The sequence below is a fragment of the Streptococcus sanguinis genome (genome assembly GCF_050225395.1).
GTDB lineage: Bacteria > Bacillota > Bacilli > Lactobacillales > Streptococcaceae > Streptococcus.
Window position 1 is genome coordinate 190,873 of record NZ_CP071431.1, and the last position, 23,883, is coordinate 214,755.

Sequence of the window (23,883 nt, forward strand, 5' to 3'; positions counted from 1 at the left end):
AAGACTGTCTTAGCGAAACATTGCCTTTTCAAAGTGTTTAGAGGAAGGGTGAACTGAGAAGTTAAAAGGACTATTCATCAAAGTCTCACATTAGTTATTTTTGTTGTAAAATATTTTAAATAGTAAATGATGTTTTAAAAAAGTTATTGATACAGATATGGTATTTCTAGCTTATTGAAGAAAGAGAAGCTAGCGATTGTCTGTTAGAGCAGATCTATCAAAATAAATAACAAATGCTATCTTACTAATGCTGATTAGTTTAAAAAATATGATTGGGAGAATATATGGAAAAAAGAAATCTGGAAGCCTTAAGACGGGAACATAAATCAAAATTTAATAAGGTTCAGCCTAAAAGAAGGGACGTCAATCATTCTGTATTCCCATCAAGAAAATCTGAAGAAGAGGAATCTCAGGCTTTAGCTCAATCACAAATGACTGAGAAAAAATCAGTCGAAAACATTGAGTCCAATGAATCCTCCTCTAACTCAGTAATTAATTTAAGCGACAAAGATAGTGGAGCTCAGTTCAGCTATCAGGATGTTTCAGAGACTCCAGACGGTTTGAGAACTGAAACAGAGATTAAACGAGTTTCAACGGCTGAGTCAGATGACTTCTTGCACCTGAGGGGGAGAGAGTTATCTCGCCTTATTTTTGCTTTAGAATCCTTGAAATCTAAGAAAAAAGAATCACTCTATTTTAAGGATGAAACTAGTCGTCCAGACTCAGAACTTGTATCTGAAGCAGAAGAGTATGAGCTTCGTCCGAGATTTAGTGCTGAGGAGCTCGCTAAAAAAGAAGAGAATGAGGCTTTTTGGAAGGAAAATTCGGAGTCTTCATCTGATAGTTCTATGGGTTGGAAACTTATGTGGGCGTTTTTCATGTTACTCATAGGACTAGGAGCTGCAGGGCTAGTTTCCAATCCGAGCTCTAAAACAAATAATATTTATAATGATTCTTTTGATATTTATCAGAGGGGAACGTCATCTAACAGCGAAAGGGATTTAACTTCTACTAATCGTTCAGAATTGATTGCTGGAGAAGAATATCAGTTTCATATCACTTATGATGATATCGCACTTTTGTTTGCGGATTTTAAAGGAACTGCCTCTCGTTTAACAGCAGATGAAGTGGTTGCTAAGTTAGGAAAAGCAAAATCTGGGAGGGAACATAACTATGATAATCAAATAATAACACTGAATTTAGATTATCCTGATGCAGGATCAAATGCTTCGGTTTCAATTTCTTTTTCTAGTTACGGTAGTGTGGGAACGCCTAAATTAGATTCTCTATTCAGTCATCATCTTAGCAGCAATAGTTTGCCAAATCGAAATTCTCAATTAACTCGTCAAGATTTTTCTGGCATAGAGAAAGGAAAATCCTACCAAGAAGTTGTCGGTCAATTGGGATTGCCAGATAGTCTTTCTATCTATACAAATTACATATCTTCTAGCAAAGTGTCTATTAGTTACCAGTTATCTGATGGCCAAATAGTTAATCTTTCTTTTGAAGTCTCTGATTCTCAAGATTATATATTAGAAAAAAGTCCTGGTTTAGAGGATGGAGCAGGAGAAACAAACACTTAGCGCTCGATGTAGAAGCTAATTTTGTTCAAGGTGCTAACAACATAGAGTTTAAATAAAAAATACAATAGGAGAATGGATGAAAAAAAGAGATTTAGAGTCATTGAGACAACAGCACAAGGCTAAATTTACAGGAGGAAAATCGGCGTCAGCTAAAAAAGAGCAGCGAGAACCTCAAATAAGCCCTGATATTGATGAAACGAAGGAAGAATCAGGACAGTTACTAACAGGAAATCAGAAATCTGAAACAAAAAATAATTGGAAGCAAGGGGAGTTTGTAGAGAAGCGAAGAAGAAATTTTAAGTGGGTCTGGAGAAGCGGGGCAATTCTTTTATTGATATTGGTGCTTATTTCTATTTTTCGGTATGTTTCTTCAAATAAGGGAAGCCAGGAACGCAACACCTATCAATCTAGTTGGTCTTCTAGCGAGGAAAGTGGGAGTGACTCTTTTTCGGAAACATCGTCTCGCTCATGGGAGGTTCCCGAGGATGAGACTTCTCAAGAAGCGACAGCTTATGTTGATAAGAAAGCAGCTAACTTCACTTGGACATTTGATGATATCTTAGCTCTTCAAGTCTATTCATCTGAACAGCAAGGAAGTGGACAAGACGCTCCAACTGCCGAAGAAATTATCGAACGGTTTGGGAAGGCAACTTCTGGAGGAGAAAGCAATAACGGTAGCGACGATACACTTTATCTTTTTTATAGTGAATCGAGTGGACAACAAACAGCTAGTCTTTTGTTCAAAAAAATTGACGGCAAGTACCGACTGAGCACAATCCGTGGTAACCAACTGAGCAGCACGCTTTACTCAAGTGGCTCAGAAACCCTGACTGAAGCAGATTTCCAGGACTTGAAAGCAGACGAGTTTGGTCAAGGTGCCCACATTCAAGATGTGGTGTCTCGTTTTGGTTTGCCACAAGTTATCAACAAGTCTGTAGACTATAAAGACAGAACGATTGTCTATCTCAAATATCAGCTAACAAATAAAAGCTATCTTTACTTAGACTTTGTCTTATCAAAGACAGGGGATTATCGACTGTCTCGGAAGTATGTTTATTGATAAGAAGATTCTTGTTCTACAGTTTAGGGTTATTTGATTGAGGATGATAGTTGGGTTATAAAGGAGAGAATGATGCCAAGAAAAGACTGGGAGAGTCTGCGCCAAAAGCGCCAAACTAAATTTCAACAGGGTCAGAAGAGAGCAGGAAAAGTCCAAGAGGAACAGGAACTAGCTATTACTGAAGCAGAGCGCCAAGAAGTTGCGAAGAATAGGGTGGAAAACAAGAGTTCTACTCCGGTTGAGAGAGACGGGAAAGCAATTCTTGGACGTAAGCTTGTTAATAAACAAGTGCTGTGGTTATCAGCAGGTTTCTTGTCCATCCTCTTGCTTTTGTCAGTTCCTTATTTGGTAAAACAGCTTGAATACTTCTTATCCCCTCAGAGAGTATTGGATGAATATGTGGATAAGGGGAACGATTATTTTGATTGGACTTATGAGGATATTAGTCAGCTTCAACTACAGAAAAAAAGTGATGTTGATGAGCGAAGCGGGTCTGGACTAACACCAAAGGATATTGTTAAAAAATTTGGTAAAGCGCAGTCAGGTAATCTAGCTCCTTTTCTGAATCAGACTGATGGGCGCATGAGCCTTTTCTATTCTCGCGAAGAACCGCGGCAGCGTTTGTCTTTCTACTTTGAAAAAATAAATAATGAATATCAATTGTCAGGTATTTATTCTTATAATCTTGCTAGTTCGCAGTATGTTCAAAGCCGAACGGATCTAAAAGAGGAAGATTTTGAACATCTTGTCCTTGGTAGAGAGTTTCACAACGAAGATGGAACTAGCTATCAGGAAATTTTAGAGAAGTTTGGTTTATCAAAATACATAGAAATTGATTCCGGTGGCGAGAGTGGTCAAAAGCTGAATGTGTTGTATAAGTTGGAGAATGGGAAATATGTGAGTCTTTGGTTCACTGTTTCTCAGGCCGGTGACTATCTTCTTTATGAAAAACATATTACCTGATGTTAGCTATCTTGAGAGCGAAAAGTATCGGTAGGCAGTGGCCGGAGATGTTATGAGTATTCATTATTGGGGAAAACTGAAGCTATCTGCTATTGTGTGACCAAGGTTCATTTTATTGAATAGATAGTATTTGTCAGATTAAGAAAAAGTGGACAGACGGTATTCTTTGTTTTGAAAAAATAGAAATTTGGTTTATTTAAGGAGAAGAGTATGGGAAGAGGACGGAAAATTCAACGGGAGTGGTCAAAGAAGCCAGGATTAAACAAGCAAGCAACTAGTGTGTTTTCTGATAACAGTCCTCAAGGGGAAGTCTTTGAGGTTACAGCTAAAGAAAAACAGCAAAAAAAGTTGGCTGAGAATCGAAAATCTAAACTTATATCAAGTTTAGGTCAGTCTAGATACGCCTCTTTGTTAGTAGTTTCTACAGGTCTAGTGCTAATTACTTGTTTTGCAATCCTTGTATCATATACGTGGCCAAGGTCCAAGCAAGTACGAAATCAGTCATCAGAGCAGTCTACTAGTACAGTTCAGGATGAATCAGAAGATAACATAAAGAAGCTGACTGAAGATTATTCTGACCTTATAGAAGAGAATCGACAAATAGACTTCCAAATAGAAGATATACTCCAGATGGTAAAAACGATGAAAGAACCTAATGTGCTTCCACAGGATGTTGTCGAGAAGTATGGAAAAGCTAGTTCCGGTAGCATAGATAATAGCGTGAAAGGCAGCCAACTAGTAGAATTGACATATAAATTAATAGGAGAGAAAGGAGATATTACCTTAAGGTTTAGGGATGTTGAGGGTAGAACAGAGCTCTCATTGGTATACGTTAGATTATTTCGTAATGCTTGGGGGCCAGTTACGAAATCGGTTGATGATTACCGAACTCTTATTCCTCAAGATAAGCAAGAAGGAGTGGAAGTAAAACAGGCCATAGCAGAACTGGGGATGCCTAAAACTATTTATGCTTCTAAATCAGTTAAGGGGCAAGTTGATTCAATTAGTCTAAGTTACTCAACCACAGACAATATGACTGTTTCTTTGTATTTTGACGAAGTGAATGGGCTTTACCGTCTAAAAAGTTTGCTGACCAGCACGGTCTGAGAAGATAGACCAGAAACGGCAGAATCTTCTTTAAAAATCAAGAGGCTGGTGCAAATAGAACTAGAAAAATCCTGATGAGAGTATGAGAAAGGTATTGAGGCAGTAAAAGTCTAAGGAATAGATGGAACCAATCGCAATGGGCTTTATCACAATCGGGTATCTAGGGAGTCCCTAAAACATTGGAGCTTCCAAATACTTATTATAAAGTAGGAATCAAGGAACATTAATCTGAGTCTATGTTAGATTAGAATCTACTGTCATTTGGAATTTGAGGAGGATAAGGGTGGGAGACTCCGTTTAAAAAATATTCAATCCTCTGAGTAGGAAATAATAGTATCATTCTAATAATGTGCAAACTAAACATCTGAAATGTGTTATAATAGATAAATATTAAATGGCTAGGAGAGAGTGTATCTTTCTCTAAATAAAGAAATAGAAAGAACAAAGAGGTAAAGCTATGTCTGCTACTAAAATGAACGCTCAAGAAATTATCAAATTTATCGCTGATGCCAAGAAAAAAACTCCGGTCAAGGTGACCTTTAATGGGGAATTGCACGGATCAATCCCTTGGTCTGTTGTGAAATTAGGCAATGTTCTTTTTGGGGATTGGGAAGAAATCAAGCCACTCCTAGTGAACTTAGAGGAAAATAAGACCTATGTCGTAGAGCAGGATGCCCGCAACTCAGCGGTGCCGCTTTTGGACAAGCGCGACATCAATGCCCGAATTGAGCCAGGTGCTATTATCCGTGACCAAGTCGAAATTGGTGATAATGTAGTCATCATGATGGGGGCAGTCATCAATATCGGTGCAGAAATTGGTGCTGGGACCATGATTGATATGGGTGCTATTCTGGGCGGCCGAGCGATTGTCGGCAAAAACAGTCATGTTGGTGCTGGTGCGGTTCTGGCAGGAGTCATTGAGCCGGCTAGTGCTGAGCCAGTTCGGATTGGCGACAACGTGCTGATTGGTGCCAATGCGGTTGTGATTGAAGGTGTACAAATTGGCAGTGGTTCCGTTGTTGCAGCTGGTGCGATTGTGACTCAGGATGTTCCGGAAAATGTAGTGGTTGCTGGCGTTCCGGCACGAGTTATCAAGACCATTGACGAGAAGACCCAGCAGAAGACAGCTCTGGAAGACGCTCTGCGTACTCTTTAAAAATAGCATAAATTTGAATTGATTGGGTGCGGCTCAACGCTCTAAATGGTCTAACAAGATTTTAAAGGAAAGAAACAATGATTGATTATCTGAAAATTCGCCGTGATTTACACCAGATACCAGAAATCGGTCTGGAAGAATACAAGACTCATGCCTACCTGATGCAGGTCATTGATGGACTGACAGCAGGCCTAGCCTTTGTGGAAATTCGAACTTGGCGGACTGGTATTTTGGTCTTTATCAAGGGAAGTTCACCGGATAAGACGATTGGCTGGCGGACAGATATTGATGGCCTTCCGATTGTGGAGGAGACGGGTCTGGACTTTGCCAGTACCCATGAAGGCCGGATGCATGCCTGCGGACACGATATGCACATGACGGTTGCCCTAGGCCTGCTGGAGCAAGCTGTGAGCGCTCAGCCTATACACAATCTGCTCTTTCTCTTTCAGCCTGCTGAGGAAAATGAAGCTGGCGGTATGCTCATGTACGAAGACGGTGCTTTTGGCGACTGGCTGCCGGATGAGTTTTACGGACTTCATGTGCGGCCGGATCTCAAAGTTGGTGATATTGCGACTAACAGAGAAACTCTCTTTGCTGGTACCTGTGAGGTCAAGCTGACCTTTAAGGGGAAGGGAGGCCATGCGGCTTTTCCTCATGAAGCAAATGATGCCTTGGTGGCAGCTAGCTACTTTATCACCCAGGTGCAGACCATTGTCAGCCGCAATGTCGATCCTATCGAAGGGGCAGTTGTGACCTTTGGTTCACTCCATGCTGGTACGACCAATAATGTCATTGCAGAAACGGCCTTTTTGCATGGCACCATTCGGACTCTGACTCAGGAGATGAACCTCTTGACCCAGAAGCGCTTACGGGAAATAGCAGAGGGCATAGCCCAAAGTTTCGGTCTGGAATTGGACTTGGAGCTTAAACAAGGTGGCTACCTACCTGTAGAAAACCATCCTGATCTGGCAGACGAATTGATGGACTTCTTCCAGAAGGAAGAAGGAGTGCAGATGATTGATATTGCGCCGGCTATGACAGGCGAGGATTTCGGCTATCTGCTCAGCAAGGTTAAGGGCGTCATGTTCTGGCTGGGAGTGGACAGTCCCTATGCCCTCCATCATCCCAAGATGACACCGGACGAGGCAGCACTGCCCTTTGCTATTGAAAAGATTGGGAAATTCCTAGATTATAAAATCAACGAAAGATAAGAAAAAGGTGGACGAGCTGCATGAAAAAAGAGCTGAGACAAACTGTACTGAACCAGATGAAGAAACTGTCAGGAAAAGAAAAAGAGCAGGCAGATAACTGGCTGACCCAGCACTTGCTCAGTTCGGCAGCTTATCAAAAAGCTCAGGTTATTGCTACCTATCTTTCTATGCCGCATGAAGTCTCAACTGCAGCCTTTATCAAGCAGGCTCAGTTGGATGGCAAGAGGGTTTTAGTGCCCAAAACCTATGGCCAGGGTCAGATGATATTTGTGGATTATGATCAAAGACATCTGCAAAAGAGCTCTTTCGGTCTTATGGAGCCGACGAGCGAAGAGGCTGTGGACAAGACAGAAATTGATTTGATTCATGTGCCGGGCGTGGTCTTCAATTCTCAAGGGTTTCGGATTGGTTACGGCGGTGGCTACTATGACCGTTATCTGGCTGATTTTGCAGGAACATCCATCAGCAGCATCTATAGTTTTCAACAGTCTGATTTTGAGCCCGATTATCACGATATAGCAGTAAAGGAAGTGTTGACTTATGAACCACATCTACGATAAAAAATATCCTGTGACCAGTATTTTGCTAATTTTGACAACGCTTGTCTTTGTGGGGATGCTTATTTTACGTGGCTTTTCTTATGCTGAAGCACAAACGGTCTTTGAATTTGGAGCAGTGTATTCTCCAACTATTATCATGAATCCTATTCAGATATGGCGTCTCTTTTCTGCTATCTTTGTGCATATTGGCTTGGAGCACTTTGTGGTAAATGTCATTACTCTTTATTTTATTGGACGGCAGTCAGAAGACATTTTTGGCTCACGAAATTTCTTTCTGCTCTATATGATGTCTGGCCTAATGGGAAATATCTTTGTCTTCTTTTTCAGTCCGGATGCTCTATCAGCAGGAGCTTCAACCGCCTTGTTTGGTCTCTTTGCTTCTATTGTGACCCTGCAATATGTCGTTCGCGACAGCTACATTCAGCAGCTGGGGCAGTCTTATATGACCTTGATTGTGGTCAATATCATCTTTAGTTTCATGCCTAGTATCAGCCTAGCTGGGCATTTGGGCGGTTTGATTGGCGGCATACTCTGCGCGGTCATTTTACCTGTCAAAGGCTCGAGCAATGCTTTTAAACCTGCTCAGCGCTGGCTAGTCTTGTTTGGCTATCTAGCCTTGGCCGCCCTTCTGATTTTTCTAGGCTTTCATCATTCTTTGATTTAACAAGTGTGTATAAATAACTAACGATATATAAAAAAGAGGTTTTTAACCTCTTTTTTATAGCTGAAATTTTATTTTCAAGGCTAGTTGTTTGAATCAATTATTTTTAATCTGTTTTTTCTCTAATGTATGACCCAAGTCAATGATATACTGCTTCAAGGAGTCTTTGACCTGCGGATGCTTGAGGGCGTAGTCGATTGAAGTCTTCATAAAGCCGAACTTGTCACCGACATCATAGCGATCACCCTTGAATTCGCGAGCGAACACGCGCTGCGTCTTGTTAAGAGTATCAATCGCATCGGTCAGCTGAATCTCATTTCCAGCACCTGGTGCTTGCTTTTCCAAGATTTCAAAAATTTCCGGTGTCAGCAGGTAGCGGCCGATAATAGCCAAATCACTCGGTGCATCTTCTGGTTTTGGCTTTTCGACAAAAGTTTCCACGCTGTAGAGACCTTTGACACCTTCGCCTTGAGGGGCAATCACACCATAAGAGGAAACTTCATCATGAGGGACCTGCATGACAGCGATGGTAGAAGCATGGGTAGCTTCGTAGTCATTAATCAATTGCTTGGTCAGCGGCACAGCCTTATCATTGGTGATATCCATAAGATCATCGCCCAGCATGACAACGAAAGGTTCGTTTCCAACGAAAGCCTTGGCCTGAAGGACAGCATCTCCCAGTCCGCGCGGATGGCTCTGACGGATGAAGTGCAGACCAATACCGGTGGTTTCATCAACCAATTTGAGCAAGTCGTCTTTACCCTTTTCTTTGAGGTTGTATTCCAATTCAAAGTTTGAGTCAAAGTGGTCTTCGATTGAGCGTTTTGACTTACCTGTGACAACTAGAATATCTTCAATTCCAGATTTGAGAGCTTCCTCAACGATAAACTGGATGGTTGGCTTGTCAACGATTGGCAACATTTCTTTGGCCAGTGCTTTGGTAGCTGGCAGGAAGCGGGTTCCTAAACCAGCTGCAGGGATGACGGCTTTCTTAACTTTTGACATAATTATTTCCTTTCTATTAGAACGAAGTCCATTCGTTCTCAGCCTTAAATTCATTGTTCATGATTTCATAAATGGCTTCTTTGATATTCCAGTTTTGATAAATAACCTTATAAATAGCCTGGGTAATCGGCATATAAACATCCAGCTCCTGGGCCAGTTCATAGGCTGCCTTGGTGGTAGAAATTCCTTCAATAACCATGCCCATGTTGGCTTCAATATCAGCTAATTTCTCGCCGCGTCCTAGAGCATTGCCGGCCCGCCAGTTGCGGGAGTGGATAGAGGTCCCTGTGACAATCAAGTCGCCGACACCAGATAGGCCGCTGTAAGTCAGAGGATTTGCTCCTAACTTGACACCTAGACGCGTGATTTCGGCCAGACCTCGTGTGATAATAGCTGCCTTGGCATTATCACCATAGCCTAGTCCATGGAGTGCGCCAGCTCCAACTGCGATGATGTTTTTCAGAGCGCCTGCAGTCTCCACTCCGATGACGTCGGTATTAGTGTATAGGCGGAAGTAGTGATTGCTGAAGAGCTCCTGCACATACTTAGCTGTTTCCAGGTCCTTAGAAGCAGCAGTAATTAGGGTAATATCGCGTACAATGGTTTCCTCAGCATGGCTGGGACCTGAGACAACGACAATCTCGCTACGTAGCTCTGCAGGGATTTCTTCTTCTAGGATAGTTGAAATCCGTTCGTGGGTATTGGGCTCCAGTCCCTTGGAGGCGTGCATGATTTTCACCTTATGGTCCAGAGCTTGAGCTACTTGTTTGGCTACCAGACGGGTTACCTTGGTCGGCACGACAAAAAGCACGGCATCCGCATCTTTTAAAGCTTCTTCTAGGTCATGATAAGCCTTGATCTTTTCATCCAGTACAATATCGTTGAAATAGCGTTTATTGGTGTGTTCGTCGTTGATTTCGTTGATTTGCTCAGCGATATTTCCCCAAATACGAACCTCATGTCCGTTGTCATTTAACACTTGTGATAAGGCCGTTCCCCAAGAACCAGGACCAATCACAGCAACTCGTTGTTTATCCATATCTTCTCCTTATGATGAAATTCCGAGTCTGAATTTAAATCGGTTTTAGAGTCTATATCTCATTTTACCATATAATATAAGAAATTTCTTGCTTGACATTGTTTTTATGTGTGATATAGTAAGGAAACTAAGTCAAATAAGAAAAAAGTAGGAGGAAGCATGTTTTTTAAAAGTCTATTACGGTATAAATGGTATGCCCTGAGTTCGCTTTTGATGACCTCGCTGATGATTGCCAGCTCTCTTTTACTGCCCTGGTTTTTAAAGCACATCTTAGATGCTCTGCAGGAGCAAAATAGCCAGACCATCTACAGTATGGGCGGCTGGCTAATTGGCATCGGTTTTGTCGGACTGGTGGCAGGAGGGATTAATGTGACCTTGGCGGCTTATATTGCCCAAGCTGTCTCATCAGATCTCCGCGAGGAGACTTTCCGCAAGATTCAGACCTTTTCTTATGCCAATATCGAGGAATTCAACGCTGGTAATCTAGTCGTGCGGATGACGAATGACATCAATCAGATTCAAAATGTAACTATGATGCTCTTTCAAATTCTTCTTCGACTGCCCATTCTTTTTATCGGATCAGTTATCTTGGCCATTGTGACCATGCCCTCTCTCTGGTGGATTATCTTCTTGCTGATTGTGCTCATAGCTGGTCTAACGGCTGTCATGATGGGGATGATGGGTCCTCGTTTTAAGAAATTCCAGACTCTTTTGGATAAGATCAATGCCATTGCTAAGGAAAATCTTCGTGGTGTGCGAGTGGTCAAGTCCTTCGTTCGGGAGGAAGACCAGTTTCGTAAGTTCAGTCAGGTGTCTGATGAACTTTTATCAGAGAATCTCTATATTGGCTATGCTTTTTCAATCATTGAGCCAATGATGATGTTGGTCGGCTACAGCTCTGTTTACTTGGCTATCTGGACTCTGTCTGGCATGATTCAGGCGGAGCCAGGACTGGTCAGCTCCATCGCTTCTTTTATCGGTTACCTGAGCCAGATTATTTTCACTATCATTATGGTTGGCTTCTTGGGAAATGGTGTGACGAGGGGGATCATTTCTATCCGTCGGATCAAGGAAGTATTGGCAACGGAGCCAGCTATGGCTTTCCCAGACTCGCCAGATGAAGAACTAGAAGGTAGCCTCAGTTTTGAGCATGTGACTTTTTCCTATCCCAATGATGACGAGCCAATGCTAAAGGATATCAGCTTTGAGGTAGAGCCTGGGCAAATGATTGGCGTTGTCGGTGCGACAGGCGCTGGCAAGTCCACCTTGGCTCAGCTGATTCCCCGTCTTTTTGACCCGCAGGAAGGTTCGGTCAAGATTGGCGGTCGAGATCTGCGAGAGCTTAGTCAGGGAACTCTTCGTAAAAATGTTTCTATCGTGCTGCAGCGGGCGATTCTATTTAGCGGGACCATTGCGGACAATCTCCGTCAGGGCAAGCTCAACGCTTCGCTGCCTGAGATGGAGCGGGCGGCTCGTATTGCCCAAGCTAGTGAATTTATCAGCCGTATGGAAGAGAGTTTTGACAGTGCAGTGGAGGAGCGTGGCAGCAACTTCTCTGGCGGTCAGAAGCAGCGGATGTCCATTGCCAGAGGTGTTGTCAACAATCCCAATATTTTGATTTTAGATGATTCGACCTCAGCCTTGGATGCCAAGTCAGAAAAGTTGGTTCAAGAAGCCTTGAATAAAGAGCTGCAAGGAACGACGACAATTATCATCGCTCAAAAGATTAGCTCCGTCGTTCATGCAGATAAGATTCTGGTCTTGGATCAAGGACGGCTGATTGGCCAAGGGACGCATGCGGAATTGGTCGCCACTAACGATGTCTACCGCGAAATTTACGAAACGCAGAAAGGGAAGGAGGACTAAGATGCGGACGATTGCATTTTTCTGGCAATATTTTAAGCGTTACAAATTATCCTTTGTCATTGTGCTCTTGATGATGGTAACAGCGACTGTTTTTCAGGTCCTTTTTCCGGTTTATGTCGGTCAGGCTGTTCAGCATTTGGTTGAGTTGGGACGGGCTTTTGCTGAGAAGGGTGAGACTGATCAGATTCTGTCGACTTTTGGCAGCGTCATGGGCAGTGTATTGGTATCTTTTGTCTGCCTATCTATTTCCAGCTTAATTTACATGGTTTTGATGACCCGAGTTATTGCCCATTCGACCAATGAGATGCGTAAGGGCCTGTTTGGCAAGCTGTCCAAGATGACAGTTGCTTTCTTTGACCGCCATCAGGATGGAGACATTCTGTCGCGTTTTACCAGCGACTTGGACAATATCCTGCAAGCTCTAAATGAGAGCATGATCCAGGTGATGAGCAATGCCTTGCTCTATCTGGGCCTCGTGATTATCATGTTTGCCCAAAATGCTAGATTGGCCTGGATAACGGTAGCTAGCACACCGGTTGCTTTTCTTCTTCTAGTGGTCATTGTTAGGCTGGCCAGGAAGTACACCAATCTTCAGCAAAAAGAAGTCGGCCGCCTCAATGCTTATATGGACGAGACAATTTCCGGTCAGAAAGCCGTTATCGTTCAGGGAATGCAGGAGGAGGTCATCAAAGGTTTCATTGAGCAGAATGACCGAGTACGCTTAGCGACCTTTAAAGGCCGGACATTTTCAGGGCTTCTTTTCCCTATCATGAACGGGATGAATTTGATTAATACAGCCATTGTTATTTTTGTTGGATCGGCTGTCTTACTGAGCGATCCTAATGTTGAAACGGCTGTTGCAGTTGGCCTGATTACCACTTTTACTCAGTTTTCTCAGCAATATTATCAGCCTATCATCCAGATTGCAGCCAGCTGGGGAAGTTTGCAGTTGGCCTTTACAGGGGCTGACCGGATTCAGGAGATGTTTGATGCACCAGAGGAAGTCCGGCCAGAGAATGCACCTGCTTTCACAGAGCTTACAGACTCTGTGGAGATCAAGCATGTGGACTTCTCTTATGTAGAAGGCAAGCCTATCCTCAAAGACGTGTCTATTTTAGCCCCTAAGGGCAAGATGACGGCTGTTGTTGGCCCGACTGGATCAGGCAAGACGACCATTATGAACCTGCTCAATCGTTTTTATGATGTGGATAGTGGCAGCATTGAGTTTGACGGTCGCGACATTCGAGACTATGAGCTGGATAGCTTACGGAGTCATGTGGGCATTGTCCTACAGGATTCGGTGCTCTTTAGTGGCACGATTCGGGACAATATCCGCTTCGGTGTACCAGATGCCAGTCAGGAAATGGTCGAAACGGCTGCGCGTGCGACTCATATCCATGACTATATCGAAAGTCTGCCAGACAAATACGATACTATGGTAGATGATGACCAGAATATTTTCTCAACTGGACAGAAACAGCTGATTTCCATTGCTAGAACTTTGCTGACGGATCCGCAAGTCTTGATTTTGGACGAAGCGACTTCCAATGTCGATACGGTGACGGAGAGTAAGATTCAGCAAGCCATGGAAGCCGTTGTGGCTGGCCGAACTAGCTTTGTCATTGCTCACCGCCTCAAGACAATCCTCAATGCAGACCAGATTATCGTCCTCAAAGATGGAGAGGTTATCGAACAGGGCGATCATCACCAGCTCCTCAAACTCGGCGGTTTCTACTCAGAACTTTATCATAATCAGTTTGTGTTTGAGTAGATGGTTGGTTTTGCAGCTGGATAATCAGCCAGACTTTGAAAATATTAGATAGAAAATTAAAAAAATCCAGCAGGTTTCTTTTTCTGCTGGATTTTTAATTAACATCAAAGTAGTGATTATTTCACATGTTTAGCCAGATCCTCTTGGGCCTTTTTATTGGATTCCTCTTTTTCTTTTTTCCATTTTTCTTGGGCCTTCTGATAATCTTTAGTCGTGACAATCTCATCACTGATTTCCACGTATTTATGATAGTTGGCATCTTTTGTACCTGTCTGAGCATAAGAGTTTGTAAATGGCACAATCCGAGAAATGAATGGTGCTGCTCCTCTGCTGCTCATAGTTGGCACAACGAGGGCGCTATCTGTCAGCCATGCTTGAGCTGCAGCATATTTTTCATAACGCTTGTCAACATCTTGTGTTTCGTTTCCGGCTTCTTCGATCAGTTTACTATACTCATCCAGTCCTACAGCTTTAGCAGCAGCATTATCTTTGTCTTCAAATCCAAGGTAGGTTCTGGTCTGAGTGCTGTTACCTGGCACTAAAATGTCCAGGTAAGTAGATGGATCTTGGTAGTCTGGATCCCAAGCAACGAGACCGTTGATATCCCAGTCTTCCTGGCTAGCAGCTTCAGCATTGAAGGTGATGTTTAGTGCTTCGTCCTCAGCCAGCATCTGCAGGTCTACAGAGACATTGTCCTTGCCTAAAGCCTTTTCTAATGACTGTTTCAGAGATTGCATGCGGTTGACGAAGTTAGTAGAATTCTGAGCGACAGGAACGTCTAGATGGATTGGGAATTGTACGCCTTCATCTGCAAGAGCCTGCTTGGCTTTGGCAAATTCCGCTTTGGCTTTGTCAGCATTGTGGAGACCGTCTTGACCGTCATCCAGCTTGATACCTTTCCACTCGTCACCATAGGAAGCCAGTGATTCTTCGACCAGAGTGCCAAATTCCTTGCCATTGGCTTGTACGAAGGTTGGCGGAACAAAGAGATTACGGACAGCTGGCTTGGCTGCATCTTCTCCATTGACCTGAGCTGAATAGCTTTCGCGGTTAAGGGCAAAGGCTAGAGCTTGGCGGAAGTCCTTGTTTAGCAGAGCTTTTTTGGTAGCTTCTTTTTGTTCATCGCTGGTTTTAGAAGTGTGGTTATAACTTTGACGGTCAATGTTAAAGCTGATTAGAGCGACACCCGCTCCTGCTTCTGTCATGAAGATATTATCTTTGTATTTCTCAGCGATTGAGGAATAACTGGAAGTTGCTGGGTAGAGTCTTGCCAAACTGTAGCCGCCATCTCCGAAGGTCCGCGCTAATGAATCTTGGTCAGAACCATCGTAGTAAGACAGTTTGACACCATCAATCTTGACCTTGTCCTTATCCCAGTAGTTAGAGTTCTTCTCAAATTCGACAGAGGATTTAGAAGTAATGGATTTCATGATAAATGGACCGTTATACAGAATGGAATCTGCTTTGGTTGCCTGACCGAATTCCTTGCCTTGCTTTTCTAGGAAGGCCTCGTTGACCGGCATCATAACACCTGATGTTGTTTTAGAGTTCCAGTAGGTTTCAGGCTTGTTGAGTGTATATTGAACCGTATGATCGTCCAGTGCCTTGACTCCAACAGCTGAAAAGTCTTTGTTGGTACCGGCTGCATATTCACTCAGACCCTTGATAGAATCTTGGATAAGAGGGAGAGCGTCTGATTTGACATCAGCAGCATGTTTGATACCTGCCACAAAGTCCTGAGCCGTGACATCTGCGTATTCTTCGCCATCAGCGGTATACCACTTGGCATCTTTGCGCAGCTTATAGGTATAGACGAGACCATCTGGAGAGACTGTCCAATCTTCTGCGATAGACGGAGCTAAGTTTCCATATTTATCATTTTCCAGCAAGCCGTCTACACCATTTGTAGTCAGCTCGTGGGTAGACCCCTTTGCCGACTGGATGTAGTCCAAAGTTGTTGGATCAGACGTAAAGACATAGCTGTAGATTTTTTTGCTGGATTGGGAACTTCCGCCTCCAGAGCAAGCTGTAAGTAAGCCGACAGAGAGCAGAGTGAGCCCTGCGGTAAGAAGAATTTTTGATTTTCTCATAGGGACCTCCAAGTCATGAGTTTTTACACTGCTTATTATAACAAATTTCTGCCAAAAGTAAATAATTTTCTGATAATTCTGAAATGTTTTTCTAAATTTTAAAAAAGAGATTTATAGTGTTGCATATTCTGATAAAAAATTTTTATAACCAGCTTTAAAAAAATCTATTGGACGGCTTCGCAGAGGAATGGTAAGATATACTATATCAAAATAAGGGGGAATCACGGTATGTGCAGAACAATTGTTGGAATTTCAGCCAATCTTTGTCCAGTCGATGAAGCTGGGAAAAATATTCACACCTCTGTTTCACGCAAGTTTGTGGACGGCGTACGAATGGTTGGTGGCCTGCCGATGGTGATTCCCGTTGGGGATAAAAGTTTAGTTCAGGATTATGTAGAAACGATTGACAAGCTGATTTTATCAGGCGGGCAAAATGTTCACCCGCAGTTTTATGGGGAAGAAAAAACCATTGACAGTGACGATTACAATATTGTCCGTGATGAGTTTGAGCTGGCACTCTTGAAAGAAGCCCTGCGCCAAAATAAGCCAGTCATGGCGATTTGCCGCGGTCTGCAGTTGGTAAATGTTGCTTTTGGCGGTACTCTTAATCAGCATATCGAAAATCACTGGCAGGGCTTGCCATTTGGTACTTCGCACTCCATTCGTACGGAGAAAGATAGCGTTGTGGAGCGCTTGTTTGGTCAGGCTAGCCAGATTAATTCGGTCCATCGCCAAAGCATCAAAGACTTGGCGCCTAATTTCCGCGCGACAGCTTTTGATCCAAGAGACAATACCATCGAAGCGATTGAATCGGTTGACAATCATCGTATCATAGGCCTTCAATGGCATCCGGAGTTTTTAATAAACGAAGAAAAGGGCAATTTGGAGCTGTTTCAGTACCTCTTGCAAGAGCTGTAAAAAATTATTTCATTTTTTTAAGTTACTTTTAGGAAAATTTAAGATAAGTGTTCTATACTAAGACCATAAACAAAGACCTCCTAACTTTGTTTAGAAATCCTAAAACTTTTCTTTTTCATAATAATCTCCCTATAAGAACCGCCCAATTGGCGGTTTTTTTGCTTGTTCTTTGCGAATTTAGTATAATAGGGACAGCAAAAATAGAAAAGAGAAATGCATGAAAATTCGCGGATTCGAGCTGGTTTCCAGCTTTACAAATGAAGATTTGTTGCCCAAGAGAGAGACGGCTCACGCAGCTGGCTACGACTTGAAAGTGGCGGAGCGTACCCTCATTGCGCCAGGGGAGATTAAGCTGGTTCCGACTGGTGTCAAGGCCTATATGCAGCCGGGCGAGGTGCTTTATCTCTACGACCGCTCGTCCAACCCTCGTAAAAAAGGCCTGGTCTTGATTAACTCCGTTGGGGTCATTGACGGCGACTACTATGGCAATCCTGGAAACGAAGGCCATATCTTTGCCCAAATGAAGAATATCACGGATCAGGAAGTCGTCCTTGAAGTTGGCGAACGTGTGGTGCAGGCCGTTTTTGCACCATTTCTAATTGCGGATGGAGATGAAGCAGATGGTGTGCGGACCGGCGGATTTGGATCGACAGGGAAATAGAGAAAGAAAATGGCAGACTATTTATTAGTTGTAGATATGCAGTCAGATTATGTTGCTGCAGGAAAAGCATATGATAATGAAGAACTGACTGCGGCTGTCAATGACAAAATAGCCAGTTATCCCAGCGACCGAGTTATCTATATTCTCAACCGTTTTTTCTGGGAGAGAAAAGATAGGAAGAAGAAATTTGCGACTGGTTTGCAGGTTGTATCTTCTCGCATCTTTGAGAAGCGTCGGGCTTCTTGCTTTACTAATCCGGATTTAAAAGATTTTTTAGAGGGAAACGGTGCTAAAAGCATAGATTTTATAGGGGTAGATGGCAATGGCTGTGTCAAGGCTTCCGTTTTGGCAGCTGTCAAGGAGAATTATCAGGTTTCCATCGATTTGTCCGCTGTCGGAGTTGCCAACCAGAAGAAATTCTCTAAAACACTGAAGCAATGGCAAGATTGCGGAATCAAGATTGGATAGCTTTATGAGGACATTAATATGAAAATCATTTTTATCCGCCATGGAGAGCCAGATTATTCACTTTTGGAAGAGGTTGGTTACACTGGCTTTGGACTAGATTTGGCTCCCTTGTCAGTTGCTGGTCGCCAGATGGCGACAGAGGCCGCTACTAATCCTTTGCTGGAACAGGCGGAAATTCTGATTTCATCTTCTGTGACGCGAGCTTTGGAGACGGCTTCCTATTTGATTCGAGACCGCCAACTGCCGCTTTTTGTGGAGCCTTTGCTGCATGAATGGCAGGTATATGAGAGTGGGATAGAAAAGTTTGAGCAGGCTCGGAAGTTATTTTTTGAAAATAAAGGCTCACTTCCTTCAGGAAGTCCTGTCCGGTATGAGACAGCTGAGCAGATGAAAGCCCGCTTTTTGCACACCATAAGCAAATACAGAGACTACGAGACAGTGGGTCTTGTAGCTCATCGCATGCTCATCCGCCAGTTTGTACCTGATCAGCAGATTGATTTTTGCCAGTTTGCTGAATGTGAATTGAAGTTTTAATGTTTCGTTGTAAAAAGAATCTTAATAAAAGGATTTTGAGATAGAAGAAAATATGAAAGAATTTAAGAACAAGGACTATGCAACAGAAATTCGTCAGAAAATTCCAGGCTATGATGTGATGCTAGATGTGATTTTCCGAGGAGTATTGCTTAGGTTAGCACCCAGTTTAAAAGTCGATAAGGTGTTAGCTTTGGCAAGCCAGACGGATGAGTTAAATGGTTTGGCATCCTTATTTCCTGAGGCAGGGTTGACGGTTGTGGAGCCAAGTGAGGCGATGCTACAAGAGCTTAAAAGACAGGTTCATCTGCCTCAAGCGGAGTATCTTAATAGTCGATTTGAAGAAGCAGTGCTGCCTTCTACTTATCAGATTTGTTCTTGCTTGCTAGTGTTGCAGTTTGTTGAAAATCCCAGCTTTTTTCTTCGAAAAATTTATAATTCTTTAAGTGAAGGTGGCCTTCTGATTCTTAGCTTTTTTTCCAACCAGCAACTGGGCTATTGGAAAACACTTACTTCAGAGCTAGGAGCCAATCAGCAACAAGTTCAGCGTACTTATGAGAATCAAGCTAGTTTGATGAATACCCTCTCGCCTCAAGAAGTTGCAAACCTATTAGAAGAGGCTGGCTTTACTAATATAGAGCAAGTGTGTCAGGTCTTATCTACTTTTGTTTGGATTATTAGAAAATAAGGAGAATCACCATCGCTAAGAAAAAAACGACCTTTGTTTGTCAAAATTGTGAATATCATTCGCCCAAGTATCTAGGCCGCTGTCCTAATTGTGGAGCGTGGTCTTCTTTTGTTGAGGAAGTAGAGGCTGCAGAAGTCAAGCATGCTCGTGTTTCCTTGACAGGTGAAAAGACTCGGCCCATGAAGCTGGCTGAGGTCACTTCGATTGATGTCAATCGGATCAAGACGGAAATGGATGAGTTCAACCGTGTGCTGGGTGGTGGCGTAGTACCTGGCAGTCTGGTCCTGATTGGCGGGGATCCCGGTATCGGGAAGTCCACCCTGCTTTTGCAGGTATCCACTCAGCTTTCTCATCAGGGCACTGTTCTTTATGTCAGCGGGGAGGAATCAGCTGAGCAGATTAAGCTGCGGGCGGAACGGCTCGGTGATATTGACAGTGAATTTTATCTCTACGCCGAGACCAATATGCAAAATATCCGCACGGAGATTGAGAAAATCAAGCCAGATTTTCTGATTATCGACTCTATTCAGACAGTGATGTCGCCAGAAATTTCCAGTGTTCAAGGCTCTGTTTCTCAGGTTCGAGAGGTAACGGCTGAGCTCATGCAGCTGGCCAAGACCAATAATATTGCGACCTTTATCGTTGGTCACATGACCAAGGAAGGAACATTAGCTGGCCCCCGAACGCTAGAGCACATGGTGGACACCGTGCTTTATTTTGAGGGCGAACGTCAGCACACTTTCCGTATTTTGCGGGCAGTTAAAAATCGTTTTGGCTCAACCAATGAGATTGGCATTTTTGAAATGCAGTCTGGTGGGCTAGTTGAGGTTGTCAATCCAAGTGAAGTCTTTCTAGAAGAGCGTCTGGATGGCGCGACAGGTTCGTCTATTGTCGTGACCATGGAAGGGACGCGGCCGATTTTGGCAGAGGTGCAGGCTTTGGTGACACCAACCATGTTCGGCAATGCTAAGCGGACCACAACTGGACTGGACTTTAACCGAGCCAGCCTCATCATGGCGGTTCTGGAAAAACGGGCAGGGCTCCTCCTGCAAAATCAAGACGCCTACCTCAAATCAGCTGGCGGCGTCAAGCTAGATGAGCCAGCCATTGATTTGGCGGTGGCGGTAGCCATTGCTTCCAGCTACAAGGATTTACCTACCAATCCCCAAGAGTGCTTTATCGGTGAAATTGGCCTGACTGGCGAAATCCGACGGGTCAACCGCATCGAGCAGCGCATCAACGAAGCAGCAAAGCTGGGCTTCACCAAAGTCTACGCTCCTAAAAACTCTCTGAACGGCCTCAAAGTTCCAGACAATATCCAAGTCATCGGTGTGACGACGATTGGGGAAGTCTTAAAGAAAGTATTTTCTTGATTAAAGTAGTATTGCGAAAAGTTGTTGTGCGTGCTATAATATTGCTAGAAAAAATAGGATTTATCTGGAATTTCCTATAAGTTGTTTTTCCAGATTTTTTAGGAGGATAATCAACCATGGTAGATCATCGTATGAATGTTTCTATTACCAACAATGCTCAATTTCCCTTGGCGGAGATTGCCTTAGATGCATCAGAGTCTGTTCGTATTCAGACTGGGAGCATGATATATCACACCCCCAACGTTGTCTTGAATGCTAAAGTGAATGCAGAGTCTCAATCAATCTTTGGCATGGCAATCCAAGCTGTGGGCCGTTCTATGGCTTCTGGCGAAGGAGTGTTTATCACTGAAGCAACTGCTCAATCAAATAACGGTCGTCTAGCCTTAGCGCCTAATGTACCTGGTCAGATTGTTGCTCTGGAACTAGGCGAAAAGCAATACCGCCTTAATGATGGAGCTTTTCTGGCTATGGATGGTTCTGCCTCTTATACTTTGGAGAGGCAGTCGGTGGGTCGAGCTCTCTTTGGTGGCCAAGGAGGCTTTTATGTGATGAGTACCCAAGGTCAGGGGACACTCTTGGTAAATTCCTTTGGCTCGATTCAAAAGGTCGAGCTGCATAATGATAGGATAACGATTGACAATGCTCACGTAGTAGCATGGAGTCGAGAGCTGGAATATGATATTCATTTAGAAAATGGTTTCTGGCAGTCCATGGGGACTGGTGAAGGAGTGGTTAATACCTTCTATGGAACTGGGGAAATTTACATCCAAAGTCTCAATATTGAAACCTTTGCAAATGTTCTTCGCCCACACCTGAATATTGACAATTCTTGAAAATTTCTAGGAGAGACTCAGGCAGTCTCTTCTTTTTTGATGCTTCAGTTTTCCTTTGTCCAAAATATATGAAAATGTTATAATCAAGTCATAATAAGAAGGAGGTATTTCTTATGCGATTTTCTATGGATAGTAATATGCAGTTTCCTTTGGTTGAGTTGTCGCTCAATCAAGGAGAAACCGTCTTTATCCAGCGTGGCAGCATGGTCTACCACACGCCGAATGTGACCCTGAATACCCAGCTCAATGCCAGCGGTTCTGGCTTGGGACGTTTTGTCAAGGCTGTAGGGCGGTCAATGGTTTCTGGTGAAAGTACCTTTATTACTCAGGCTGTTGCCCAGTCTGATAATGGTTACCTTGCTTTAGCGCCAGATGCTCCTGGTCAAGTCATTCCTCTTCAGCTAGGCGAAAAGCAATATCGGCTTAATGACGGCGCCTTCCTAGCTCTTGATGGTACGGCTTACTATACCATGGAGCGCCAGTCTGTCGGCAAGGCTATCTTTGGAGGGCAAGGGGGTCTCTTCGTTATGACAACTCAAGGTCAGGGCACTCTTTTGGCCAATGCCTTTGGTTCAATTAAGAAAATTGAGCTTCATAACCAAGAAGTGACAATTGACAATGCCCATGTAGTAGCTTGGAGCCAGTCTTTGAATTATAATATCCATCTGGAAAATGGCTTCTGGCAGTCTATCGGAACGGGTGAAGGAGTAGTCAACACCTTCCAAGGTACTGGTGAAGTCTATGTGCAAAGTCTCAATCTTCAAACCTTTGCAGGCTCACTCAGCAAGTTTATTCCAAGAAGCTCATAACAAAAAAACTAGGACAGAAGACCAGTCTAGATGCTGGATTTGACTGTCCTATTTTTTTGTAACAAAGTCGAGAACTGACAAATAACAGAAAAGATGGTAAGATAATATAAAATTATTTGAACGTCAAAGTATTAGCAAGGGGAAAGAATGTCTTATTTTGAAAACTTTATGAAGGCCAATAAAGCCTTGAAAAGGCAACGGCCGCCTTTATGATTTAGCTGTTAGCACCATCGGATGCGAACTCGTTCGTGGCATTTTTGGCGGATTAAAGAAACGTTAGGAGAATAAAGTGACAATTACTATAAAACCTTATCAGAAATTGGATAAAGAGGCTGTTTTAGAATTATCAATTCAAGCTTGGTCTCCAGTTTTTCCAAAAATGGAAAAAGGAGTTCCTAAGTTTGTTTATGATAATTTTTATCCTCAAGGGTGGGAAAAAAGGCAAATCAATGATCTAACAGCAGTCTTAAATGAAGAGAGTCAGTTTGCCTGGTTAGCTTTTCTGGAGGAAGAATTAGTCGGATGGATTCACATTCGCTTGCACCCTGAGGATAAGATGGGTGAGATTTATATCCTAGCTGTTGCTCCAAGATATCAGCGTCAAGGTATTGGAAAAGCGCTCATGACCTATGCTTGTGATCAGATTAAACAAAAAGGAATGGAAATGGTCATGGTTGAGACGGGTGGTGATCTAGGTCATGCACCGGCTCGTAAAACCTATGAGAACTTTGGTTTTGAACAATGGCCCGTTGCTCGCTACTTTAAGAAGTTATAACTCACGGCTCTTTGTCAACTGTAGTGGGTGATAAAAGCTAGCACAGAGAGCAGTTCATATAGGTTCTCTCTTTTTTGAAGTTAGGGAAGTTCTAAAGCCAAAACCTAGTATGATAAGGTTAATTCGTTTGAACATCAAATAATATAATTAGTCAGGAGTCAAAATGTCATATTTTGAAAACTTTATGAAGGCCAATAAAGCTTATGTTGATTTGCATGGGACAGCACATCTGCCCATCAATCCCAAGACCAAGGTAGCTATTGTGACATGCATGGACTCTAGGCTTCACGTGGCTCAGGCTCTGGGACTGGCACTAGGAGATGCCCATATCTTGCGCAATGCTGGCGGTCGGGTGACGGAGGACATGATTCGCTCACTGGTCATCTCTCAGCAGCAGCTAGGGACGCGGGAAATCGTGGTTTTGCATCATACAGACTGCGGGGCACAGACCTTTAAGAATGAAGATTTTACGGCCTATCTTCATAAAGAACTAGGTGTCGATGTCAGCGAGCAGGACTTTTTGCCATTTACAGATGTAGAGGAAAGTGTGCGTGAGGATATGGCCTTGCTGCGGCAGTCACCGCTAATCCCAGCTGATGTAAAAATCTCAGGTGCGGTTTATGATGTAGATACTGGTCGAATGACAGTTGTTAAGGAATAGTTAGGAAGTCAATTTCTTTGTCTGCGCATCAGCATTGAAATTGGCTCCTTTTTTATGTTAAAATAGAGAAACGATTTTAATTAGTTAGGACAAT

At 43.2% G+C, this 23,883-nt stretch carries 23 protein-coding genes and 2 pseudogenes; 22 read left to right on the plus strand and 3 right to left on the minus strand.

What is annotated here, in order from left to right:
* The first annotated feature begins 284 nt into the window (after nt 1-284).
* The 8 genes from J1C81_RS01040 to J1C81_RS01075 all read left to right on the plus strand — a co-directional run bounded on the left by J1C81_RS01040 (nt 285) and on the right by J1C81_RS01075 (nt 8,304).
* Entirely contained in the window at nt 285-1,583 is a 1,299-nt protein-coding gene (locus J1C81_RS01040) for a hypothetical protein (RefSeq protein WP_002916648.1), read from the plus strand.
* 76 nt (nt 1,584-1,659) lie between these two features.
* On the plus strand, nt 1,660-2,643 hold the full coding sequence (locus J1C81_RS01045; protein WP_002916647.1) for a hypothetical protein: 984 nt from the start codon (nt 1,660-1,662) through the stop codon (nt 2,641-2,643).
* A gap of 69 nt (nt 2,644-2,712) precedes the next feature.
* A complete protein-coding gene (locus tag J1C81_RS01050) occupies nt 2,713-3,606 on the plus strand; it encodes a hypothetical protein (protein ID WP_032909936.1) in 894 nt (297 codons plus the stop codon).
* A 210-nt stretch (nt 3,607-3,816) separates the two neighbouring features.
* Nucleotides 3,817-4,713, plus strand: coding sequence for a hypothetical protein (locus J1C81_RS01055; RefSeq protein WP_002916645.1), 897 nt, complete (start codon nt 3,817-3,819; stop codon nt 4,711-4,713).
* A 457-nt stretch (nt 4,714-5,170) separates the two neighbouring features.
* Nucleotides 5,171-5,869 (plus strand): 2,3,4,5-tetrahydropyridine-2,6-dicarboxylate N-acetyltransferase, encoded by a 699-nt coding sequence (dapD, locus tag J1C81_RS01060; RefSeq protein ID WP_002916644.1) that lies wholly within the window; start codon nt 5,171-5,173, stop codon nt 5,867-5,869.
* Between the two features lie 77 nt (nt 5,870-5,946).
* Nucleotides 5,947-7,080 carry an N-acetyldiaminopimelate deacetylase gene (locus J1C81_RS01065; RefSeq protein ID WP_002916643.1) on the plus strand — a complete coding sequence of 378 codons (1,134 nt, stop codon included), beginning with the start codon at nt 5,947-5,949 and terminating at the stop codon, nt 7,078-7,080.
* 20 nt (nt 7,081-7,100) lie between these two features.
* Nucleotides 7,101-7,640 carry a 5-formyltetrahydrofolate cyclo-ligase gene (locus tag J1C81_RS01070; protein WP_002916641.1) on the plus strand — a complete coding sequence of 180 codons (540 nt, stop codon included), beginning with the start codon at nt 7,101-7,103 and terminating at the stop codon, nt 7,638-7,640.
* Nucleotides 7,621-8,304, plus strand: coding sequence for a rhomboid family intramembrane serine protease (locus tag J1C81_RS01075; RefSeq protein ID WP_002916640.1), 684 nt, complete (start codon nt 7,621-7,623; stop codon nt 8,302-8,304). Before J1C81_RS01070 ends, J1C81_RS01075 begins: the two co-directional genes overlap by 20 nt.
* A 93-nt stretch (nt 8,305-8,397) precedes the next feature.
* Here J1C81_RS01075 and galU read toward each other — a convergent pair whose 3' ends face one another.
* Together galU and J1C81_RS01085 are read right to left on the minus strand one after the other, a co-directional pair.
* Complete coding sequence (gene galU, locus J1C81_RS01080; RefSeq protein ID WP_002916638.1) at nt 8,398-9,306, minus strand: UTP--glucose-1-phosphate uridylyltransferase GalU; 909 nt, start codon at nt 9,304-9,306, stop codon at nt 8,398-8,400.
* Nucleotides 9,307-9,322: 16 nt separating this feature from the next.
* Nucleotides 9,323-10,345 carry an NAD(P)H-dependent glycerol-3-phosphate dehydrogenase gene (locus tag J1C81_RS01085; protein WP_002916637.1) on the minus strand — a complete coding sequence of 341 codons (1,023 nt, stop codon included), beginning with the start codon at nt 10,343-10,345 and terminating at the stop codon, nt 9,323-9,325.
* Between the two features lie 159 nt (nt 10,346-10,504).
* Between J1C81_RS01085 and J1C81_RS01090 the strand changes: the two genes are divergently transcribed.
* The 4 genes and pseudogenes from J1C81_RS01090 (at nt 10,505) to J1C81_RS01105 (ending at nt 13,982) form a co-directional block, all read left to right on the plus strand.
* Entirely contained in the window at nt 10,505-12,211 is a 1,707-nt protein-coding gene (locus J1C81_RS01090) for an ABC transporter ATP-binding protein (protein WP_002916636.1), read from the plus strand.
* Nucleotide 12,212: 1 nt separating this feature from the next.
* Nucleotides 12,213-12,351, plus strand: a pseudogene (locus J1C81_RS01095) (ABC transporter ATP-binding protein); the annotation flags it as partial.
* Nucleotides 12,327-13,058, plus strand: a pseudogene (locus J1C81_RS01100) (ABC transporter ATP-binding protein); the annotation flags it as partial. The pseudogenes J1C81_RS01095 and J1C81_RS01100, both read left to right, overlap by 25 nt.
* A 135-nt stretch (nt 13,059-13,193) precedes the next feature.
* The gene (locus tag J1C81_RS01105) at nt 13,194-13,982 is read left to right on the plus strand and encodes an ABC transporter ATP-binding protein (RefSeq protein WP_412774827.1); all 789 of its coding nucleotides are present in this window, start codon (nt 13,194-13,196) and stop codon (nt 13,980-13,982) included.
* 116 nt (nt 13,983-14,098) lie between these two features.
* Here the strand turns inward: J1C81_RS01105 and J1C81_RS01110 are convergent, their stop codons facing one another.
* Nucleotides 14,099-16,072 carry a peptide ABC transporter substrate-binding protein gene (locus J1C81_RS01110; RefSeq protein ID WP_002916632.1) on the minus strand — a complete coding sequence of 658 codons (1,974 nt, stop codon included), beginning with the start codon at nt 16,070-16,072 and terminating at the stop codon, nt 14,099-14,101.
* Between the two features lie 228 nt (nt 16,073-16,300).
* On the opposite strand from J1C81_RS01110, the gene J1C81_RS01115 reads away from it, so the two are divergent.
* From J1C81_RS01115 to J1C81_RS01160, 10 genes are all read left to right on the plus strand, one after another.
* Nucleotides 16,301-16,990: a gamma-glutamyl-gamma-aminobutyrate hydrolase family protein gene (locus tag J1C81_RS01115; RefSeq protein ID WP_002893948.1), complete on the plus strand. Its 690-nt coding sequence runs from the start codon at nt 16,301-16,303 to the stop codon at nt 16,988-16,990.
* A 217-nt stretch (nt 16,991-17,207) separates the two neighbouring features.
* Nucleotides 17,208-17,651 carry a dUTP diphosphatase gene (locus tag J1C81_RS01120; RefSeq protein WP_002916631.1) on the plus strand — a complete coding sequence of 148 codons (444 nt, stop codon included), beginning with the start codon at nt 17,208-17,210 and terminating at the stop codon, nt 17,649-17,651.
* 9 nt (nt 17,652-17,660) lie between these two features.
* Entirely contained in the window at nt 17,661-18,119 is a 459-nt protein-coding gene (locus tag J1C81_RS01125; RefSeq protein WP_002916630.1) for a cysteine hydrolase family protein, read from the plus strand.
* An 18-nt stretch (nt 18,120-18,137) separates the two neighbouring features.
* Nucleotides 18,138-18,653 (plus strand): histidine phosphatase family protein, encoded by a 516-nt coding sequence (locus J1C81_RS01130; protein WP_002916626.1) that lies wholly within the window; start codon nt 18,138-18,140, stop codon nt 18,651-18,653.
* Between the two features lie 52 nt (nt 18,654-18,705).
* Nucleotides 18,706-19,338 (plus strand): methyltransferase domain-containing protein, encoded by a 633-nt coding sequence (locus J1C81_RS01135; RefSeq protein ID WP_002916625.1) that lies wholly within the window; start codon nt 18,706-18,708, stop codon nt 19,336-19,338.
* A 5-nt stretch (nt 19,339-19,343) separates the two neighbouring features.
* On the plus strand, nt 19,344-20,711 hold the full coding sequence (radA, locus tag J1C81_RS01140) for a DNA repair protein RadA (protein WP_080557044.1): 1,368 nt from the start codon (nt 19,344-19,346) through the stop codon (nt 20,709-20,711).
* Nucleotides 20,712-20,827: 116 nt separating this feature from the next.
* The gene (locus tag J1C81_RS01145) at nt 20,828-21,544 is read left to right on the plus strand and encodes a TIGR00266 family protein (RefSeq protein ID WP_002916623.1); all 717 of its coding nucleotides are present in this window, start codon (nt 20,828-20,830) and stop codon (nt 21,542-21,544) included.
* A gap of 113 nt (nt 21,545-21,657) precedes the next feature.
* Nucleotides 21,658-22,353 carry a TIGR00266 family protein gene (locus tag J1C81_RS01150; protein WP_002916622.1) on the plus strand — a complete coding sequence of 232 codons (696 nt, stop codon included), beginning with the start codon at nt 21,658-21,660 and terminating at the stop codon, nt 22,351-22,353.
* Nucleotides 22,354-22,642: 289 nt separating this feature from the next.
* Complete coding sequence (locus J1C81_RS01155) at nt 22,643-23,128, plus strand: GNAT family N-acetyltransferase (protein WP_002893940.1); 486 nt, start codon at nt 22,643-22,645, stop codon at nt 23,126-23,128.
* Nucleotides 23,129-23,291: 163 nt separating this feature from the next.
* A complete protein-coding gene (locus J1C81_RS01160) occupies nt 23,292-23,789 on the plus strand; it encodes a beta-class carbonic anhydrase (protein WP_002916621.1) in 498 nt (165 codons plus the stop codon).
* The last annotated feature ends 94 nt before the right edge of the window (nt 23,790-23,883 follow it).

Excerpts from the sequence above, each read along its gene's own strand:
- J1C81_RS01040 (WP_002916648.1), top strand. The coding sequence starts at position 285 with ATGGAAAAAAGAAATCTGGAAGCCTTAAGACGGGAACATAAATCAAAA.
- J1C81_RS01045 (WP_002916647.1), top strand. The coding sequence starts at position 1,660 with ATGAAAAAAAGAGATTTAGAGTCATTGAGACAACAGCACAAGGCTAAA.
- J1C81_RS01050 (WP_032909936.1), top strand. The coding sequence starts at position 2,713 with ATGATGCCAAGAAAAGACTGGGAGAGTCTGCGCCAAAAGCGCCAAACT.
- J1C81_RS01055 (WP_002916645.1), top strand. The coding sequence starts at position 3,817 with ATGGGAAGAGGACGGAAAATTCAACGGGAGTGGTCAAAGAAGCCAGGA.
- dapD (WP_002916644.1), top strand. The coding sequence starts at position 5,171 with ATGTCTGCTACTAAAATGAACGCTCAAGAAATTATCAAATTTATCGCT.
- J1C81_RS01065 (WP_002916643.1), top strand. The coding sequence starts at position 5,947 with ATGATTGATTATCTGAAAATTCGCCGTGATTTACACCAGATACCAGAA.
- J1C81_RS01070 (WP_002916641.1), top strand. The coding sequence starts at position 7,101 with ATGAAAAAAGAGCTGAGACAAACTGTACTGAACCAGATGAAGAAACTG.
- J1C81_RS01075 (WP_002916640.1), top strand. The coding sequence starts at position 7,621 with ATGAACCACATCTACGATAAAAAATATCCTGTGACCAGTATTTTGCTA.
- galU (WP_002916638.1), bottom strand. The coding sequence starts at position 9,306 with ATGTCAAAAGTTAAGAAAGCCGTCATCCCTGCAGCTGGTTTAGGAACC.
- J1C81_RS01085 (WP_002916637.1), bottom strand. The coding sequence starts at position 10,345 with ATGGATAAACAACGAGTTGCTGTGATTGGTCCTGGTTCTTGGGGAACG.
- J1C81_RS01090 (WP_002916636.1), top strand. The coding sequence starts at position 10,505 with ATGTTTTTTAAAAGTCTATTACGGTATAAATGGTATGCCCTGAGTTCG.
- J1C81_RS01105 (WP_412774827.1), top strand. The coding sequence starts at position 13,194 with ATGTTTGATGCACCAGAGGAAGTCCGGCCAGAGAATGCACCTGCTTTC.
- J1C81_RS01110 (WP_002916632.1), bottom strand. The coding sequence starts at position 16,072 with ATGAGAAAATCAAAAATTCTTCTTACCGCAGGGCTCACTCTGCTCTCT.
- J1C81_RS01115 (WP_002893948.1), top strand. The coding sequence starts at position 16,301 with ATGTGCAGAACAATTGTTGGAATTTCAGCCAATCTTTGTCCAGTCGAT.
- J1C81_RS01120 (WP_002916631.1), top strand. The coding sequence starts at position 17,208 with ATGAAAATTCGCGGATTCGAGCTGGTTTCCAGCTTTACAAATGAAGAT.
- J1C81_RS01125 (WP_002916630.1), top strand. The coding sequence starts at position 17,661 with ATGGCAGACTATTTATTAGTTGTAGATATGCAGTCAGATTATGTTGCT.
- J1C81_RS01130 (WP_002916626.1), top strand. The coding sequence starts at position 18,138 with ATGAAAATCATTTTTATCCGCCATGGAGAGCCAGATTATTCACTTTTG.
- J1C81_RS01135 (WP_002916625.1), top strand. The coding sequence starts at position 18,706 with ATGAAAGAATTTAAGAACAAGGACTATGCAACAGAAATTCGTCAGAAA.
- J1C81_RS01145 (WP_002916623.1), top strand. The coding sequence starts at position 20,828 with ATGGTAGATCATCGTATGAATGTTTCTATTACCAACAATGCTCAATTT.
- J1C81_RS01150 (WP_002916622.1), top strand. The coding sequence starts at position 21,658 with ATGCGATTTTCTATGGATAGTAATATGCAGTTTCCTTTGGTTGAGTTG.
- J1C81_RS01160 (WP_002916621.1), top strand. The coding sequence starts at position 23,292 with ATGTCATATTTTGAAAACTTTATGAAGGCCAATAAAGCTTATGTTGAT.